The organism is Paraburkholderia sp. GAS82 (genome assembly GCF_050436285.1).
Classification (GTDB): Bacteria; Pseudomonadota; Gammaproteobacteria; order Burkholderiales; family Burkholderiaceae; genus Paraburkholderia; species Paraburkholderia phenazinium_B.
Genome location: NZ_JBNDLX010000006.1, coordinates 274,153 through 289,561 on the forward strand (window position 1 = coordinate 274,153; position 15,409 = coordinate 289,561).

Annotated in this window: 14 protein-coding genes; 3 read left to right on the forward strand and 11 right to left on the reverse strand. The window is 62.7% G+C overall.

What is annotated here, in order from left to right; genetic code table 11:
- Positions 1 to 144: 144 nt before the first annotated feature.
- From P3T17_RS20450 to P3T17_RS20500, 11 genes are all read right to left on the reverse strand, one after another.
- Positions 145 to 948 (reverse strand): transporter substrate-binding domain-containing protein, encoded by an 804-nt coding sequence (locus P3T17_RS20450; RefSeq protein ID WP_429408706.1) that lies wholly within the window; start codon positions 946 to 948, stop codon positions 145 to 147.
- Positions 949 to 1,264: 316 nt separating this feature from the next.
- Complete coding sequence (locus tag P3T17_RS20455) at positions 1,265 to 2,146, reverse strand: urease accessory protein UreD (RefSeq protein WP_429408707.1); 882 nt, start codon at positions 2,144 to 2,146, stop codon at positions 1,265 to 1,267.
- 254 nt (positions 2,147 to 2,400) lie between these two features.
- On the reverse strand, positions 2,401 to 3,093 hold the full coding sequence (gene urtE / locus P3T17_RS20460) for an urea ABC transporter ATP-binding subunit UrtE (protein ID WP_074265543.1): 693 nt from the start codon (positions 3,091 to 3,093) through the stop codon (positions 2,401 to 2,403).
- 58 nt (positions 3,094 to 3,151) lie between these two features.
- Positions 3,152 to 4,015, reverse strand: a complete 864-nt coding sequence (gene urtD / locus P3T17_RS20465; RefSeq protein ID WP_429408708.1) for an urea ABC transporter ATP-binding protein UrtD — start codon at positions 4,013 to 4,015, stop codon at positions 3,152 to 3,154.
- Complete coding sequence (urtC, locus tag P3T17_RS20470) at positions 4,012 to 5,196, reverse strand: urea ABC transporter permease subunit UrtC (RefSeq protein WP_074265541.1); 1,185 nt, start codon at positions 5,194 to 5,196, stop codon at positions 4,012 to 4,014. The genes urtD and urtC overlap by 4 nt, the downstream gene beginning before the upstream one ends.
- A 1-nt stretch (position 5,197) precedes the next feature.
- Positions 5,198 to 6,823, reverse strand: coding sequence for an urea ABC transporter permease subunit UrtB (urtB, locus tag P3T17_RS20475; protein WP_429408709.1), 1,626 nt, complete (start codon positions 6,821 to 6,823; stop codon positions 5,198 to 5,200).
- Between the two features lie 61 nt (positions 6,824 to 6,884).
- Complete coding sequence (gene urtA / locus P3T17_RS20480) at positions 6,885 to 8,183, reverse strand: urea ABC transporter substrate-binding protein (protein ID WP_429408710.1); 1,299 nt, start codon at positions 8,181 to 8,183, stop codon at positions 6,885 to 6,887.
- Positions 8,184 to 8,588: 405 nt separating this feature from the next.
- Positions 8,589 to 9,917: a DUF3443 family protein gene (locus tag P3T17_RS20485; protein WP_429408711.1), complete on the reverse strand. Its 1,329-nt coding sequence runs from the start codon at positions 9,915 to 9,917 to the stop codon at positions 8,589 to 8,591.
- Between the two features lie 31 nt (positions 9,918 to 9,948).
- Positions 9,949 to 10,449, reverse strand: a complete 501-nt coding sequence (locus P3T17_RS20490) for a DUF2844 domain-containing protein (protein ID WP_429408712.1) — start codon at positions 10,447 to 10,449, stop codon at positions 9,949 to 9,951.
- Between the two features lie 176 nt (positions 10,450 to 10,625).
- On the reverse strand, positions 10,626 to 10,949 hold the full coding sequence (locus P3T17_RS20495) for a rhodanese-like domain-containing protein (RefSeq protein WP_074265535.1): 324 nt from the start codon (positions 10,947 to 10,949) through the stop codon (positions 10,626 to 10,628).
- A 13-nt stretch (positions 10,950 to 10,962) separates the two neighbouring features.
- A complete protein-coding gene (locus tag P3T17_RS20500) occupies positions 10,963 to 11,616 on the reverse strand; it encodes a protein-L-isoaspartate O-methyltransferase family protein (protein ID WP_074265534.1) in 654 nt (217 codons plus the stop codon).
- Between the two features lie 235 nt (positions 11,617 to 11,851).
- On the opposite strand from P3T17_RS20500, the gene P3T17_RS20505 reads away from it, so the two are divergent.
- From P3T17_RS20505 to P3T17_RS20515, 3 genes are read left to right on the forward strand one after another with little or no spacing between them, the layout of a single operon-like run.
- Positions 11,852 to 12,892 (forward strand): LacI family DNA-binding transcriptional regulator, encoded by a 1,041-nt coding sequence (locus P3T17_RS20505; protein ID WP_429408855.1) that lies wholly within the window; start codon positions 11,852 to 11,854, stop codon positions 12,890 to 12,892.
- 3 nt (positions 12,893 to 12,895) lie between these two features.
- Positions 12,896 to 14,383, forward strand: a complete 1,488-nt coding sequence (locus P3T17_RS20510; RefSeq protein ID WP_429408713.1) for a sugar ABC transporter ATP-binding protein — start codon at positions 12,896 to 12,898, stop codon at positions 14,381 to 14,383.
- Complete coding sequence (locus P3T17_RS20515; RefSeq protein ID WP_122153914.1) at positions 14,364 to 15,377, forward strand: ABC transporter permease; 1,014 nt, start codon at positions 14,364 to 14,366, stop codon at positions 15,375 to 15,377. The genes P3T17_RS20510 and P3T17_RS20515 overlap by 20 nt, the downstream gene beginning before the upstream one ends.
- Positions 15,378 to 15,409: the final 32 nt, after the last annotated feature.

Consider the following 15,409-nt stretch of genomic DNA (forward strand, 5'->3'; position numbering starts at 1 on the left):
GGTTGCGCCTGTCCCAGCCGGGACAGGCGTCGGATGCCATCGGGGTCGCGCGTTGTCGCGAACGCTTGAGGGGTACGCTACAAACCGCGACAAGCTTAACGCCAGATCAGCTTACAAAGATATCAAGGCTAACTAACAAATTTATTACAGCGTCTTCGGCAAGGGCGCGCCGAACCACTTCTTCGACATGGTGTTGAACGTGCCGTCGGCCTTGGCTTGGGCGATAGCGGCGTTGACCTTCTCCTGCAGCCGGCTTTCATTTTTATTCATGCCGACGAAGCATGGTGAATCCTTTATAACGAACTTAGGTTCTGGACGGCGCGGCGGATTCTTCGCATTGATGGCGGCGGCCACGATATTGCCCGCAGCGATCAGTTGCACCTGGCCGGACAGGAAGGCGGCGATGGTGGCGTTGTTGTCTTCGAAGCGTTTGATGGTGGCGTTCGGCGCCATTTGCGTGAGGGCGATTTCTTCGAGCGCGCCGCGCGTCGCGCCGACCGTGATACCGGTGAGATCGGCGGGGCTGCTGACCTTGATGTCGGCGGGGCCGAACACGCCCTGGTAGTAGGGGGCGTAGGCGGTGGAGAAGTCGATTACCTTCTCGCGATCGGGCGTCTTGCCGAGCGACGAGATCACCAGGTCGACCTTGCCGGTCTGAAGGTACGGGATACGGTTTGCGCTGTTAACCGGCACGAGTTGCAGTTTGACGTTCATCGACTTGGCGAGCACGGCTGCGGTGTCGATGTCATAGCCTTGCGGCTGCATGTCGGGGCCGACTGAGCCGAACGGCGGATAGTCCTCGGGGACCGCGACCTTTAGGACACCGGATTTGGTGATGTTGTCGAGGGCGTCGGCGTGGGCTGCTGGCGTTGTCAACGCGAGGATGGGCGAGAGCAGCAGGGCGGCGAGCCACGTGCGGCGTGACTGGCGGGAAGACAGTTCGGTCATGTTGGTCAGCGGTGGTGGGCAAAGCGGGTGGCCTCCGTCGGGTGCGGGGCGTCGTGAGAGGTTTGGCGAGCAAGGTGTGTGCCAATGCGGTGCAGCGGGGACGGGCGGGGAGGTTCTACAGGTGATGCACCTTGGTGGGGCTTTTCGATGCGCTGCGATGGTGCTCAATGCTGTGTGCTTTGGTCTGCTTGCATCGCCCCTGAACGGGTCCGCTCAGGTTGTGCAGGCTCGTACTGTTCCTTTATCTACGCCGCGTTTAATTCGGCGCAGATCCGGCCAGCATTGCACCAGCGCACGTTCGGTTTGTTTCGCTCTCTCAGGTCGTCCAGATCCGCAGCGGTACCGCTTCGACGCCGTGAACGATCGGGCGTAGCTGTAGCCAGCATTGCGTTAGCGCGCGTTGCAGCGATTCCATTGACCGCGCCACGGCACGTACCAGTACCACGCCTGGAGTTACGCACGAGGCGGCAGCGCGTAGCGTGTCGGTGAACGGGAGTTGCCCGGTTAGCTGTTCTGCGAGCGTGTCGTCGCAAGCGGGCCCTACGGCCCACAACGTGCCGTAGGCGGGGAATCCCGCGAGGCCTTGAGGGGCGTCGCGCAGCGGATCGATGGCGGCGAGATTGGCGCGCTCGAGCCATAGCAACTTGCCGTCGGGGCCGACGATGCGCGAGACCGCGCGCAGCGTGCCCGCCGACCAGCGTTCGCCGGCGGCCTGGCGGCCGAGTTGCGTGGCGTCCCAGCCGAGCGCGGTGGCGCCTTCGGCCATCGTCAGCGTGAAGTCGAGGGTCGCGTTGGCGTGGTCGAAGACGATGTTGTTCTGTGGCAGCCAGTCGAGCCTGGCGTTCGCGCCCACGCGCACGTCAATCTGCTGCCGCGCCGCGCGATCGTTGGACTTGTACCACTTGGTGGCGCCGGGAGTCGTGAGCACGGCATGTGTGCCGACCTCGAGCGTTACGTCGATGTGAAGCTGATCGCCACCGGCGACACCGCCCGGAGGATGCACGATCACCGCGTGGCAGATTGCGTGGCCTTCGGGATAGAGGGGGCGTTGGACGCGTAACGGACCATCATGCAGGCGATGGACGAGCGTTGTGCGTTCAGCGTGTCTGGCGAAGCCGAGTTCGAGGCGAGCTTGCCACTGGGTGTGCGCGGCGGAATCCGCCGAGGCGAGCGTGGCATGGTTTTCGTGAAGCGACATGCGGGTCGATGTAGTTGGACTTTGCGTGGCGACTGCCCGGCGGCCGCTCGTCGATGCCAGGCAACGCATGATCTGAGCGATCTACGTGACCCGGTTCGCAGCGACGTGAGCGCGCCGGATGGATGCGGCGAGGATAGCATGGGCCGTTCGCCGCACGGGACGCCTGTGCTTCTGCATGTCTTTGCCCGTCAGTTGGAGACGGGCGCGCGTACGCTGGCAGATGAGGCGTTCCAGTCCCGGTGGCCCGTCAACATTCAGACTGCGATGAGTTCGCGCACACCGTTGGCGTCCATGTCGGCGCCTTCACCGCCGGCGACGATTTCACCGCGGCTCATGACCCAGTATCGATCGGCGATGGCTTTGGCGAAGTCGTAGTACTGCTCGACGAGCAGCACGGTAAGGCCCATTTCCTCGACGAGTTGACGCAGGGTGCGGCCGATGTCCTGGATGATCGACGGTTGGATGCCTTCGGTGGGTTCATCGAGGATGAGCAGTTGCGGCTCGCTCATGAGGGCGCGGCCGATAGCGAGTTGTTGCTGCTGACCACCGGACAGGTCGCCACCGCGGCGGCTACGCATATCTTTGAGGACGGGAAACAGTTCGTAGATGCGATCGGGGATTTTCGACGGTGCCTGTTTGCTGGCGGCGCCTACCATAAGGTTTTCTTCGACGGTCAGGCGCGGGAAGATATCGCGTCCCTGAGGGACGTAGGCGAGGCCATTCGCGACACGGGCGTAGGTCGGAAGTTTGGTGAGTGGCGTGCCGCGCCAGGCAATCGCGCCACTGCGGGTTGGGACGACGCCCATCAGGCAACGCAGGAGCGTTGTTTTGCCCACGCCGTTGCGGCCCAGTAGTACCGTGAGTTTGCCGTCTGGCACCGTTAGCTTTACATCTCGGAGGATGTGGCTGCCGCCGTAGTACTGGTTCAGGTTTTCTACTTCTAGCATTTTGCTCCGTTCCTCTTTCTGTGCTTTCTTGGCTTCGGGGGCTTGCGGCGGACAAACCTCACCTTCCCAGATAAGACTCGATCACTGTCTCATCCTTCTTGACCTCATCAAGCGTGCCATGGGCGAGCACACGCCCTTCGGCCATAACAGTCACTTTCCCCGCCTCACCAGAAAGAGCAGCCACGAATTCCATATCATGCTCAACTACCATCATGGAACAAGTCCCACGAAGACGATTAAGAAGCTCAGCTAACTGCATAGTCTCGTCATCAGTCATCCCAGCCGCAGGCTCATCAAGCAGAAGTAGCGCCGGTTGCTGCATAAGCAACATCCCAATCTCGAGCCGCTGCTTCTGCCCATGCGAAAGCTCTCCAGCAAGCCTGCGAGCTTCACTCTCCAGATGAATAAGCTCCAGCGTTTCCTCGATTCGGGCCTGCGCACTCCGGTCAAGCCGTGCTCGCAACGAAGCCCACCACCCCTTGTCAGCCTTCATCGCCAGTTCAAGGTTCTCCCACACCGGATGCTGCTCAAACACCGTCGGCTTCTGAAACTTGCGTCCAATTCCCGCGCGCGCAATCGAAGGCTCATTCATTCGCGTCAGGTCGATCGTTTGCCCCAAAAACACCTTGCCGGAATCGGGCTCAGTCTTTCCAGTAATCACGTCCATCATCGTCGTCTTGCCGGCGCCGTTCGGTCCGATGATGCAGCGCAATTCGCCGACATCAATCGATAGCGTCAACGCATTCAGCGCCCTGAAGCCGTCGAAGCTGACCGTCACGTCCTCAAGATAGAGGATCGTCCCGTGCGATACATCGATCTCGCCCGGCGTTACCACCCGCCCGAAATCCGCCACGCCGCTCAGCGAGTGCTCGGCCGGCTCCTCCGGCAATGCCAGGTCCGGCACCATCGGGTTTTCGTTCATGAGCGCTTCCTCCGGTGCATCGCCATGTCGATCAGTCCCATGATCCCGTGCGGCAGCAGCAGCGGCACCAGCACGAAAATCAGGCCCAGAAAGAACAGCCAGTATTCAGGGAAGTTCGCCGTAAAAAAGCTCTTCGCTCCATTCACCGCAAATGCACCGATGATCGGTCCGATCAACGTGCCGCGTCCACCCACCGCGACCCAGATCGCCATTTCGATCGAGTTGCCCGGCGACATCTCACCCGGATTGATAATCCCCACCTGCGGTACGTACAACGCCCCTGCAATCCCGCACAGGATCGCCGAGACGGTCCAGATAAACAGCTTGTAGCCAAGCGGGCTGTAGCCAAGGAACATCAGCCGTGTCTCGCCATCGCGCACGCCGGTCACGACGCGTCCGAGTTTCGAGGTCACAATCGCTCGCGCACCCAGAAACGCCAGCACCAGCACGGCAAATGTGATCAGGAAGAGCGCTGTGCGCGTGCCCGGATGGGTGATAGGAAAGTTGCCGATCCGCTTGAAATCCGTGAAGCCGTTGTTGCCGCCAAAGCCGGTCTCGTTGCGGTAAAACAGCAGCATCGCGGCAAATGTCATGGCCTGCGTGATGATCGAGAGATACACGCCCTTCACCCGCGAGCGGAACGTGAAGAAACCAAACACCCACGCAATCACGGCTGGCACCAGTACTACCAGCAGCAGCGCGTACCAGAGATGCTGCGTGCCCTCCCAGTACCACGGCAGCGCGTGCCAGTTAAGGAACACCATGAAGTCGGGCAGATCGCTCTGATAGACGCCCTGATGGCCGATCGAGCGCATCAGGTACATGCCGATCGCGTAGCCGCCCAGCGCAAAGAACAGGGCGTGGCCCAAGCTTAGGATGCCGCAGTATCCCCACACGAGATCGAGCGCCAGTGCGCCGATCGCGTAGCACATGAACTTGCCCATCAGCGTCATCATGTACGCGGACAGGTGGAAAGCGCTCGTTTCGGGCAGTACCAGCGCCGAGAGCGGCACGCCCAGGCCGATCGCGATGATCAGCGCAATCAGCGCGATCCACGCAGGCCGCGTGAGCAGCGCCGGACGCGGCGGCAGGCCGAGCGCAAAGCCGCTTTGCGTGGAGCGCCCGGTGCCCGGCGCTGTGCCGGGGGGCGTGACCGAAGCAGGGGAGGTTGCAGATGTCATCTCATGCCTCCGCGCTGCGGCCCTTGAGGGCGAACATGCCCTGCGGCCGCTTCTGGATGAACAGCACGATCAGGACGAGCACCGCAATTTTGGCGAGCACGGCGCCCCAGAACGGTTCGATCGCCTTGCTGATGAGGCCGAGCCCGAAGCCGCCGATCACCGTGCCGGCGAGCTGCCCGACACCGCCCAGCACCACCGCCATGAATGAATCGATGATGTAGCTCTGGCCCAGATCCGGTCCGACATTGCCGATCTGCGACAGCGCGCAGCCGCCCAGTCCTGCAATGCCCGCACCGAAGGCGAATGCGTATGAGTCGACCCGTGCGGTCTTCACGCCCACGCACGCCGCCATGCGGCGATTCTGTGTGACGGCCCGTACGAAGAGGCCAAGACGCGTCTTCGTCAGCACCGCCCAGGCGATGCCGACCACGATCAGCGAGAACGCCAGGATGGCGAGCCGGTTGTACGGCAGGATCAGGCTCGGCAGCACCGTGACGCCGCCGCTCATCCATGCCGGGTTGCTCACCTGCACGTTCTGCGCGCCGAAGATCATCCGGGTGGCCTGGATCAGGATCAGGCTGACGCCAAACGTAGTCAGCAGTGTTTCGAGCGGGCGGCCATACAGGTGCTTCAGAACAAGCCGCTCGAGCACCATGCCTACCACCGCTGCGGCGACGAACGAGGCGGGCACGGCGAGCAGTGGATACCAGTCGAAAGCGCCCGGCGCGTAGCGCTGGAACAGGTTCTGCACGACGTAAGTTGCATACGCGCCGATCATCAGGAACTCACCGTGCGCCATGTTGATGACGCCGATCAGCCCGTATGTGATAGCAAGCCCGAGCGCCGCAAGCAGCAGCACGCTGCCGAGCGACAGGCCCGCGAACAACGTGCCGGCGATTGCGCTGCGGCGCTGGATCGCATCGAGCTCGTCGATGCCGGCCTGCGCGGCGGCGCGCACGCGGTCGTCGCTCTCTGCAAACGTACCGTCCGGCTTCTTCGCGACGAGCGGCCGCAACAGTTCGTTCATGTCGAGATCGTGACGCGCTGCCACGAGTTGCACCGCTTCGAGGCGCGTGGCCGAATCGCTGTTGTGCAGCGCCGTCATGGCCCACAGTGTGTCGAGTTTCTTCTTCAGATCCGGATCGGTTTCCTTCGCGCGTTGCGCATCGATCAGCGGCTTCATCGAAGGATCGGGGTTTTGCAGCAGCGCGTTGATGGCCGTGCGGCGCGTTTCCAGATCGGGTGAGTCGAGTTGCGAGCCGGACAGCGCGCCTGAGACTTTCGAGCGCAGCAGGTTATTCAGCGTTACCGGTTGTGCGTCGGTTGCCGTGACCGTCTTGCCAGTGATCGCATCTTTGGTCGCGTCGCCGTCCTGGATCAGCACTTCACCGGAGTCGGTCGTGAGCGCGTTGTCTTCGGACAGGGCTTTCAGCAGTGCCTGGGAAGGCGCGTCGTGAGCGGCGATCAGTTTGTCGATGGCCGCGGACTTGGCATCGAAGTCGTCGCCGGCGAGCGGGGCGATATCGGCTGGGGCCAGCGCGAAAGCTGTGAGCGGAGCAATGATGATGAGCGCGATGCCGAGCTTGCCGATACCGCGCCGTGTGAGCCTCAGAATGGAAAACGCCATGATGCCCTTTGATAGTGCAATTGGATCAGGCGGGCGCGAGTTGCATGCGCCCTCCGTTACATCACGCAACCCGCGAGCGGCGCAGGAATGCCGGGATCGAACTGACGACATCCGGCTTGCCCGCGTTGCCGGCGATATACGGACTCCACGGCTGCGCACGAATCGCCGTTTTGGTGCGCCACACCACGTTGAACTGACCGTCGGCACGTACTTCGCCGATCATCACCGGCTTGTGCAGGTGGTGGTTGCCGTCCATCGTGAGCACGAAGCCGGACGGTGCATTGAAGGTCTGGCCGATCATCGCCACGCGCACCTTGTCGACATCGGTGCTCTTGGCTTTTTCGACCGCCTGCTTCCACATATGGATACCGACGAAGGTCGCTTCCATCGGGTCGTTGGTGACGCGTTTGTCGCCGCCCGGCAGGTTGTTGTCCTTGACCCATTTGGCGAACATCGCCTTGAACTTGGTGTTCTCGGGATCGCGCAGCGACATGAAGTAGTTCCATGCAGCGAGGTTGCCCACCAGCGGCTTCGTGTCGATACCGCGCAGTTCTTCTTCGCCCACCGAGAACGCCACCACCGGCACGTCCGTCGCTTTCAGACCCTGGTTGCCCAGTTCCTTGTAGAACGGCACATTCGAGTCACCGTTGACGGTCGAGATCACCGCGGTCTTGCCGCCCTGCGAGAAAGTCTTGATGTTGGCGACGATGGTCTGATAGTCGCTATGGCCGAACGGTGTGTAGACCTCCTGAATATCGGCTTCCTGGACTCCTTTCGATTGCAGGAACGCGCGCAGGATCTTGTTGGTCGTGCGTGGATATACATAGTCGGTACCGAGCAGGAAGAAACGTTTGGCCCCGCCGCCTTCGGCGCTCATCAGGTATTCGGTAGCAGGAATCGCCTGCTGGTTCGGCGCGGCACCCGTGTAGAACACGTTGCGCGACATTTCTTCGCCTTCGTACTGCACGGGGTAGAACAGCAGGCCGTTGAGTTCCTCGAACACCGGCAGCACCGACTTGCGCGACACCGAGGTCCAGCAGCCGAACACCACCGCGCACTTGTCCTGGGTGATGAGCTGGCGTGCCTTCTCGGCGAACAGCGGCCAGTTCGACGCCGGGTCCACCACTACCGGCTCGATCTGCCGGCCCATTACGCCACCGTTTTTGTTGATGTCCGAAATGGTCATCAACGCGGTGTCTTTCAGAGACGTTTCCGAGATCGCCATCGTGCCCGACAAGGAGTGCAAGATGCCGACCTTGATCGGCCCGCTGTCGGACTGCGCGTTAGCAAACGGACTCTGGCCTGCGAGTGCCAATGCGCCAGACATTGACCCGAGCTTTAACAGATTGCGACGTTTCATTTGCTACCCCTTGCCTTTGGTTGAATGAATGTTTTATGGGCGTCGATTCCAGCCATCGAGGCTGTCCGGCATGGCTTGCCAGACAACTACTGCAAGGCACGTGCCAAGCGGTAAGAGTGACCTGTGCGTCGCGCACGGGGCGCTGCGGTGCGGTAGGCACTGTCCCGGTCGATCGGCGGCCGGTATGCCGGATGGGCGCAAATGTGGTGCATGCGCTGATGCCTCGCCTCGTTGCGGTGCGCGTCGCGCTGCAACGAAGCGTGCCTGGCCGCCAGTGGGCGGCCAAGGTGCATCGCCGCCGCGCCTTTGTGCATGAGGGCGGCGCACCGCTCGCAAATAAAAAAGGCTGGCCACCTTGCGGTGCCAGCCTCCTGCCATGAGCGAATGACGCGGCGCGTCTGAACCCTAGAACGCTACGAACGGCCCCGCTTGCGTCCCTACCCTGGCGTTTTCGAGCACGGTATAGACGCTTCGGCCGTAGAAGAATGGCAGGCCCCAGAGGAAGCCCTCTTCGGACAACATGTTGTTGGTGGAGACGTCGTAGACCGGCAGGCTGGCCAGGTACATGCCGAGATTGTCATAGGCAGCGTAGCCGCTTCCCATCATGTTGGTCGCGTTGCCGATCGAGAACTGCACCATGGCAGGGTTGCCGGTCCCGTTAGTGGACGCCATGGTTGCCGACAGCGCCTGGTCGCTCGGTGGCGTGTACCACTCGCCCGTGGTCGGGATCGTGGTGTCCGAGAAGGCGTAGCCGTTGGTGCCGCTGTCAATCGCGCTGTTGATGATCGCGCGGCCTTGATACTGGGTCGTAAAAAGGCCGTTGCCATCCACCTGCAAGATGTTCGCGTTGGCCGGCAGCGCGTTGTTTGCCTGCGTGCCGACGCCGAATATCAACTGTCCCGTCACCCGGACCTGTCCTCCCGCGGGCAACGCGGGCAGGCGGATGACGGTGCCGTTGTTATTGGTAGCCAAACCTGCAACCGGGTTCATGACCTGCCTGGTGAGCGGTACGCGCGTGCCGGTACATGACTCCGTGGTCGGGCAATAGTAGTAGCCCGCCGGAATCACCGACTTTGCCGCGAGCGAACTGTCACGCACGAAATGGCCGATGCCCACGATTCCATTGAAGGCACGGTTGCCGTTGGCGCCGAGGAGCGGGCCGAGGTCTGGGCCGCCACGGGAGGTGCAGTCATCGGGCGCGGTGTATCCGCCGTCGCCGATCACCTGGATGGGGATGTTGCTCGCCTTCTTGTTGCCCAGGATGACATCGGCGCGCTTGATGGGCCCCCATGTGAAGCCGGACGCGAACAGCGCGCATTGAACGATTGGCGCCGAGCCGACCTTGTCGTCGGTGGCGCCGACCTGCGTCAGCAACTGGGCGTTCAACGCAGGGCTCAGCGCGCTGCTGGCAACCCGCACGCCGACCGAGCCGGTATCGACGAGCATATTCGTCACCGTCACGCACTGACTGTTGTTGGGGGCACCGGCCGGGCACAGCGTGACCGTGACGGAGGGCTGGTTGACGGCGTCCATCGAGGTATCCGCGACGATCGGCACCGAGTTGCTGGTGTCGACGGGCGGAGACGGCGGCGTGGGCGTCACCGGCCAGCTTGCCGAGGCCGGCCAGTTGATGCCGCTGTTCGTGCTGCTCTCTCCGGAGCCTCCGCCGCATGCGGAGAGGACGACGCTGGCGCTCAGTAGCGCGACGCCGAGGGTGTGGCTGAAGGTCTTCATTTTGATGGTGTTCCGGGAAGGCGGCGGCGCGTTACTGCAGGTTGTTTGCGCGGAGATCGGCGGGCAGGAGGCGGGGGAGGTAGGCGGTGCCGAAGAAATGTCCTGGGCGTCCCGCCGACTCGATCTGAAGCTCGCCGTTGTGCTGGATCAGCGTGCCTGTGCCTCGCAAGCGTTCTTCGCCCGCGGAGACAAAGTTGGGGAAGTAGTTGCCGAGCAGCGCTTTCATGTCGGGTCGTACCGGGCCTTGCCACGTGAGCGCGAAGACGACGTTGCTCGGCAGCACATACTCGCGCACGGTGATGCCGTCGGCATCGCGCGACTCGTACACGGAATAGGCTGAGGTGGAGTAGGCGGGCGTCGCTACGGAAGCAGATAAAGCGGACGCTGTGGATGCAGCGGACGATGCAGCCTGCCGGGTGGCATGCAGCGACACGGGAGCGGATGACCCCGCTGCGGGGGCGCCCCCGAGCACGGCGTGGGAGGTGAGCGGCAACAGCGTTGCTGCGGCCAGCGCGATCTTCACGAATCTCATCAGACTGCTCCGGAAATTGAGTCGGAGCATGTTGCCTTCAACGAGCAGGTCGAGCCGCTGGAAACTTCCTAATCTGTGACGTGAAGTATCGCTACGGGATAGCGGTGCGCGAAATGGACGAAAAAAAGCCACCGCATGGGTGGCTCATAGATACGCTGGCTTCGTACTCTTCAATTTCAGTAAGTGGGCACGGCCGGATCAACCTGTCTCGACCACGCGTCAATCCCGCCTTGCAGATTGAACACGTTTTTATGCCCGCGCGATTCGAGAAACATCGCGACCTGCGCGCTGCGTGCGCCGTGGTGGCACACGCAGACAATCTGCGCGTCGTCATCGAGTTCTTCGCTGCGTGCCGGAATCTCACGCATCGGGATCGACACGGCGCCGGCGATCGACGCTGTCTGGATTTCCCACGGCTCGCGCACGTCGAGCAGCACGGGCGCGGGACGCGATTGATCGGCAAGCCATTCGGCCAGAGCGGGAGCGGTCAGGTTTTGCATCAGCGGTACACCCTTAGAACTTGAAACGCGGCGGCTGCACGGCGTTGATCAGCGGCTCGACATACGTTTCGAACACGTCGGCAATCCGATATTGCTTTTCGTCGATGCGCGTGATGATCTGCGCCTTCATGACCGGCGCGGTGCCGACGAACGCAGCCAGACGGCCGCCAATCTTCAGATGCTCGAGGATCTCCTGCGGCAGGACCGGCAGGCCGCCCGACACGCAGATCACGTCATACGGTGCCGCTGCGGGCCAGCCGCGCGCGGCGTCGCCGGTCGCGACTTCGGCATTCAGGACACCATTGGCGGCCAGGTTGGCCTTGGCCAGTTCAGCGATTTCCGGTTCGATATCCACGGTCAGCACGTGCTGTGCGCGGTGGGCGAGCAGCGCCGCCATATAACCCGAGCCAGCACCGATTTCCAGCACGCTTTCGTGCTTCTTCACGGCCAGCTCCTGCAGCACGCGCGCTTCGACGCGCGGTGCCAGCATGTGCTGGCCAGCCGGCAGCGGCACTTCGAAGTCGACGAAGGCCAGTTCGCGATAGACCGTGGGGACGAAATTCTCACGCTTGACGATCGAGAGCAGATTCAGCACGTCCTGGTCGAGCACTTCCCAGGGGCGGATCTGCTGTTCGATCATGTTGAAACGCGCTTGTTCGATATTCATGGTGGGTTCGGCGGTTCGGTTTAGGTGCGACCTGTGGGGGTTCGGGACAACTGCGGAATTGTACCAAACCAGGGGCGAAACCCGTTTCCCGGACAGCAGGCCGCACGGCGATCCGATAGCAACCTGGTGCCAACCCGGCCCGTGTTAATCCCTACGAGACAGACCTTGCGATTCCTTGCTCCATCGCCCAAAGATGTAATCGATTACATTTTCGCGACAAAAAACTGTGTCCCGACTGCCGCAATCAGAGACCAACGCGCCCCGAACCGCACCTCCATCGTCCGAGGGCATCTCCATTGCGGGCGTTGCGGAGCAGGCGGGGGTGTCGGTGGCGACGGTTTCGCGGGTATTGAACGGCCATGCCAACGTGCGTCCCGCCACGCGTGACAAGGTGCTGGCAGCAGTGGACGCGAGCGGCTACCGCGTCAACGAGCTCGCCCGCAACCTGCGCACCGCCGAGAGCCGGCTGCTGCTGACCATGGTGCCGGACGTCGGCAATCCGTTTTATGCGGAGATCGTGCGCGGCATCGACAGCGTCGCGCGTCAGCACGGCTATTTCATGCTGCTATGCGACACGGGCGCCGACCCGGGCCGCGAGCGCAGCTACTTCGACCTGCTGCGGCGGCGTCGCGCCGACGGCGCGATCTGCCTGGATCCGGCCACGGTGCAGCAGGCGCTCGCCGAAGAGTCCGGCGCGTTGCCGTGGGTCGCGTGCTGCGAGTTCGATCCGGCGGTTGGCGTGCCGTATGTCGGCATCGACAACTACCGCGCTGCCGGCGACGCCGTGCGGCATCTGCTGGCGCAGGGGCATCGGCGGATCGGCCTGATCAACTCCGACGTCGCTTACCTTTACGCGCGGCAGCGCCAGCAAGGCTACCTCGACGCGTTGCGCGACGCCGGCATCACGCCGGACGAACGTTGGCGCATGAATCTGAACAGCCTCGACTACGAAGCGGGCGCGTCTGCCGCAGCGATGCTGATGGCGCAACGCGACGCGCCAAGCGCGATCTTCGCGGTGTCGGACACGCTCGCGATCGGCGTGATTCACGGCCTGCGCAGCGTCGGCAAGCGTGTGCCGGACGACGTCGCCGTGATCGGTTTCGACGATATCTCGCTCGCCGCGCAGATCGACCCGCCGCTGACCACGATCGCCCAGCCGATGCGCGAGCTCGGCGAAACCGCTGCGCGCCTGTTGCTGCAGCGTCTGGCGAATCCCCTCGCAAGCGTGCCCGGTGTGCTGTTGCCGCACCGGCTCGTGATTCGCGGGAGTGCCTGAGCCATGAGCCTCGCCGTACGTTTCGACGACATCCGCAAAGACTTCGGCCCGGTGCGCGTGCTGCATGGGGTGAGTTTCGAGCTGACGCCTGGCCGCATCTACGGGCTGCTTGGCGAGAACGGTGCGGGCAAATCGACGCTGATGAAAATCCTCGCCGGGTATGAGGCGGCCACCACGGGCACCTTGCTGATCGACGGCGCGGCGCAGCAGTTTGCCAGCTCGCGCGAGGCGGAAGCCGCCGGCATCGTGCTGATTCACCAGGAGTTCAACCTGGCGGAGCATCTGACGATCGCGCAGAACATGTATCTGGGCCACGAAAAGCGCCGCGGCTGGCTGCTTGACGACGCTGCGATGCGCGCAGAGGCAGTGCGACATCTCGCGCAAGTCGGCTTGAAAAAGTCGCCGGACACCAAGGTGCGCGATCTGATCGTCGCCGAAAAGCAGATGGTGGAGATTGCCAAGGCGCTGTCGCGCAAGGCGCGCCTGTTGATCATGGATGAGCCGACCGCCACGCTGACGCCATCCGAAACCGAACGCCTGTTTGCGCTGATGACGAAGCTGAAGGCCGATGGCGTCACCATCATCTACATCTCGCACAAGCTCGACGAAGTCGAGCACATCACCGACGAGGTGATCGTGATGCGCGACGGTCGTTTCGTTGCACGCGGGGAAACCGCAGGACTCGCACGGCAGCAGATGGCCAACCTGATGGTTGGGCGCGATCTTTCCGATATGTTTCCGGACAAAGTGCCGGTATCTGCAGACGCTGCAATCGCCCTGAAAGTCCAAGGCCTCGTTGTGCCCGATTGGGTCGAAGACCTGAGCTTCGAGGTTCGCGCGGGCGAGGTGCTCGGTTTTGCGGGCCTCGTCGGAGCGGGTCGTACGGAGGCCTTCGAGGCGATCCTCGGCCTGCGCCGCCGCCTTGCTGGGCGCATCGAGATTGGCGGCCACGCCGTGCAGATCAAAAAGCCGCTCGATGCGATGCGTAACGGGCTCACCTACCTGAGCGAAGACCGCAAAGGCAAGGCGCTGCACGTCAATCTGAACCTGCAGGACAACCTCATCCTGATGACGCTCGAGCAATACACGCATCCGCTGCTCGATCTGAAAGCGGGGCGCGCAGCCCTCAAGCAGGCGGTGAGCGACTTCGGTATTCGCACTGGCGATCTGTCGAGCCGCGCCCGCATGCTATCGGGCGGCAACCAGCAGAAGCTTGCACTTGCCAAGTACCTGCAGCCGAACCCGAACGTAGTGGTGCTCGACGAGCCGACCCGCGGCGTCGATGTCGGCTCGAAGCGCGACATCTATTTCCTGATTCACCGGCTTGCGTCGCAAGGGCGCGCGGTGATCGTCATTTCATCCGAACTGATCGAGCTGATCGGCCTGTGCCATCGCGTCGCCGTGATGCGCACGGGCCGGCTACAGGCCACGCTCGATCTCGACCACCTGACCGAAGAGGAGTTGATCGCTCATGCGACCGGCACCCACTGAAGCCGCACAATCCGGCCGAGCCATGCGTCTCGCGCATCATCTGTACGGGCTGGGACCGCTCGTCGGTCTCATCGTGCTGTGCGTCACCGGCACCTTGCTCAATCACGACTTCGCCACCGTCGACAACCTGATGAACGTGCTTACGCGTACGTCGTTCATCGGCATCATCGCGGTTGGCGAGACCTTCGTGATCATCTCCGGGGGTATCGACCTCTCGGTCGGCTCGATGGCCGCGTTGATCGCCGGCAGCATGATCTGGCTGATGAATGGCTTGTCGGCGGGCGTCGGTGGACATACGTTCGCGCCGCTCATGATCATCGCGATCGGCATCGTGCTGGCGTTCGTGTTGGGTGGATTGTTCGGCTGGGCGCATGGTCTGTTGATTACCAAAGGGCGTATCGAGCCATTCATCGTCACGCTGGGCACGCTTGGTATTTTTCGTGCAGTGCTCACCTGGCTTGCCGACGGCGGTGCGCTCACGCTCAACAATTCGCTGACCGATCTCTACAGTCCCGTGTATTACGCGAGTCTGCTCGGCGTGCCCGTTCCCATCTGGGTGTTTCTCGTGGTGGCGGCGGGCGGCACGCTGATCCTGAACCGCACGGCATTCGGCCGGCATGTGCAGGCGATCGGCTCGAACGAACAGGTCGCGCGCTATGCCGCGATTCGCGTCGATACCGTCAAGATCATAACCTACGTACTGCTTGGCATCTGCGTGGGCGTTGCGACGGTGCTCTACGTGCCGCGCCTTGGTTCGGCTACGCCGACGACCGGGATCCTGTGGGAACTCGAGGCGATCGCGGCAGTGGTGGTCGGCGGTACCGCGCTTAAAGGCGGCGAGGGACGTGTGATCGGCACGGTGATCGGGGCGATCCTGCTGTCGGTGATCGCAAACATTCTGAATCTCACCAGCATCATCAGCGTGTACCTGAACGCGGCGGTGCAGGGGGCGGTGATTATCGTCGTGGCGTTTTTGCAGCGCGGGCGGCGATAAGCGGCGGTGTGGCAGGCAGTGACGGTGGTTCG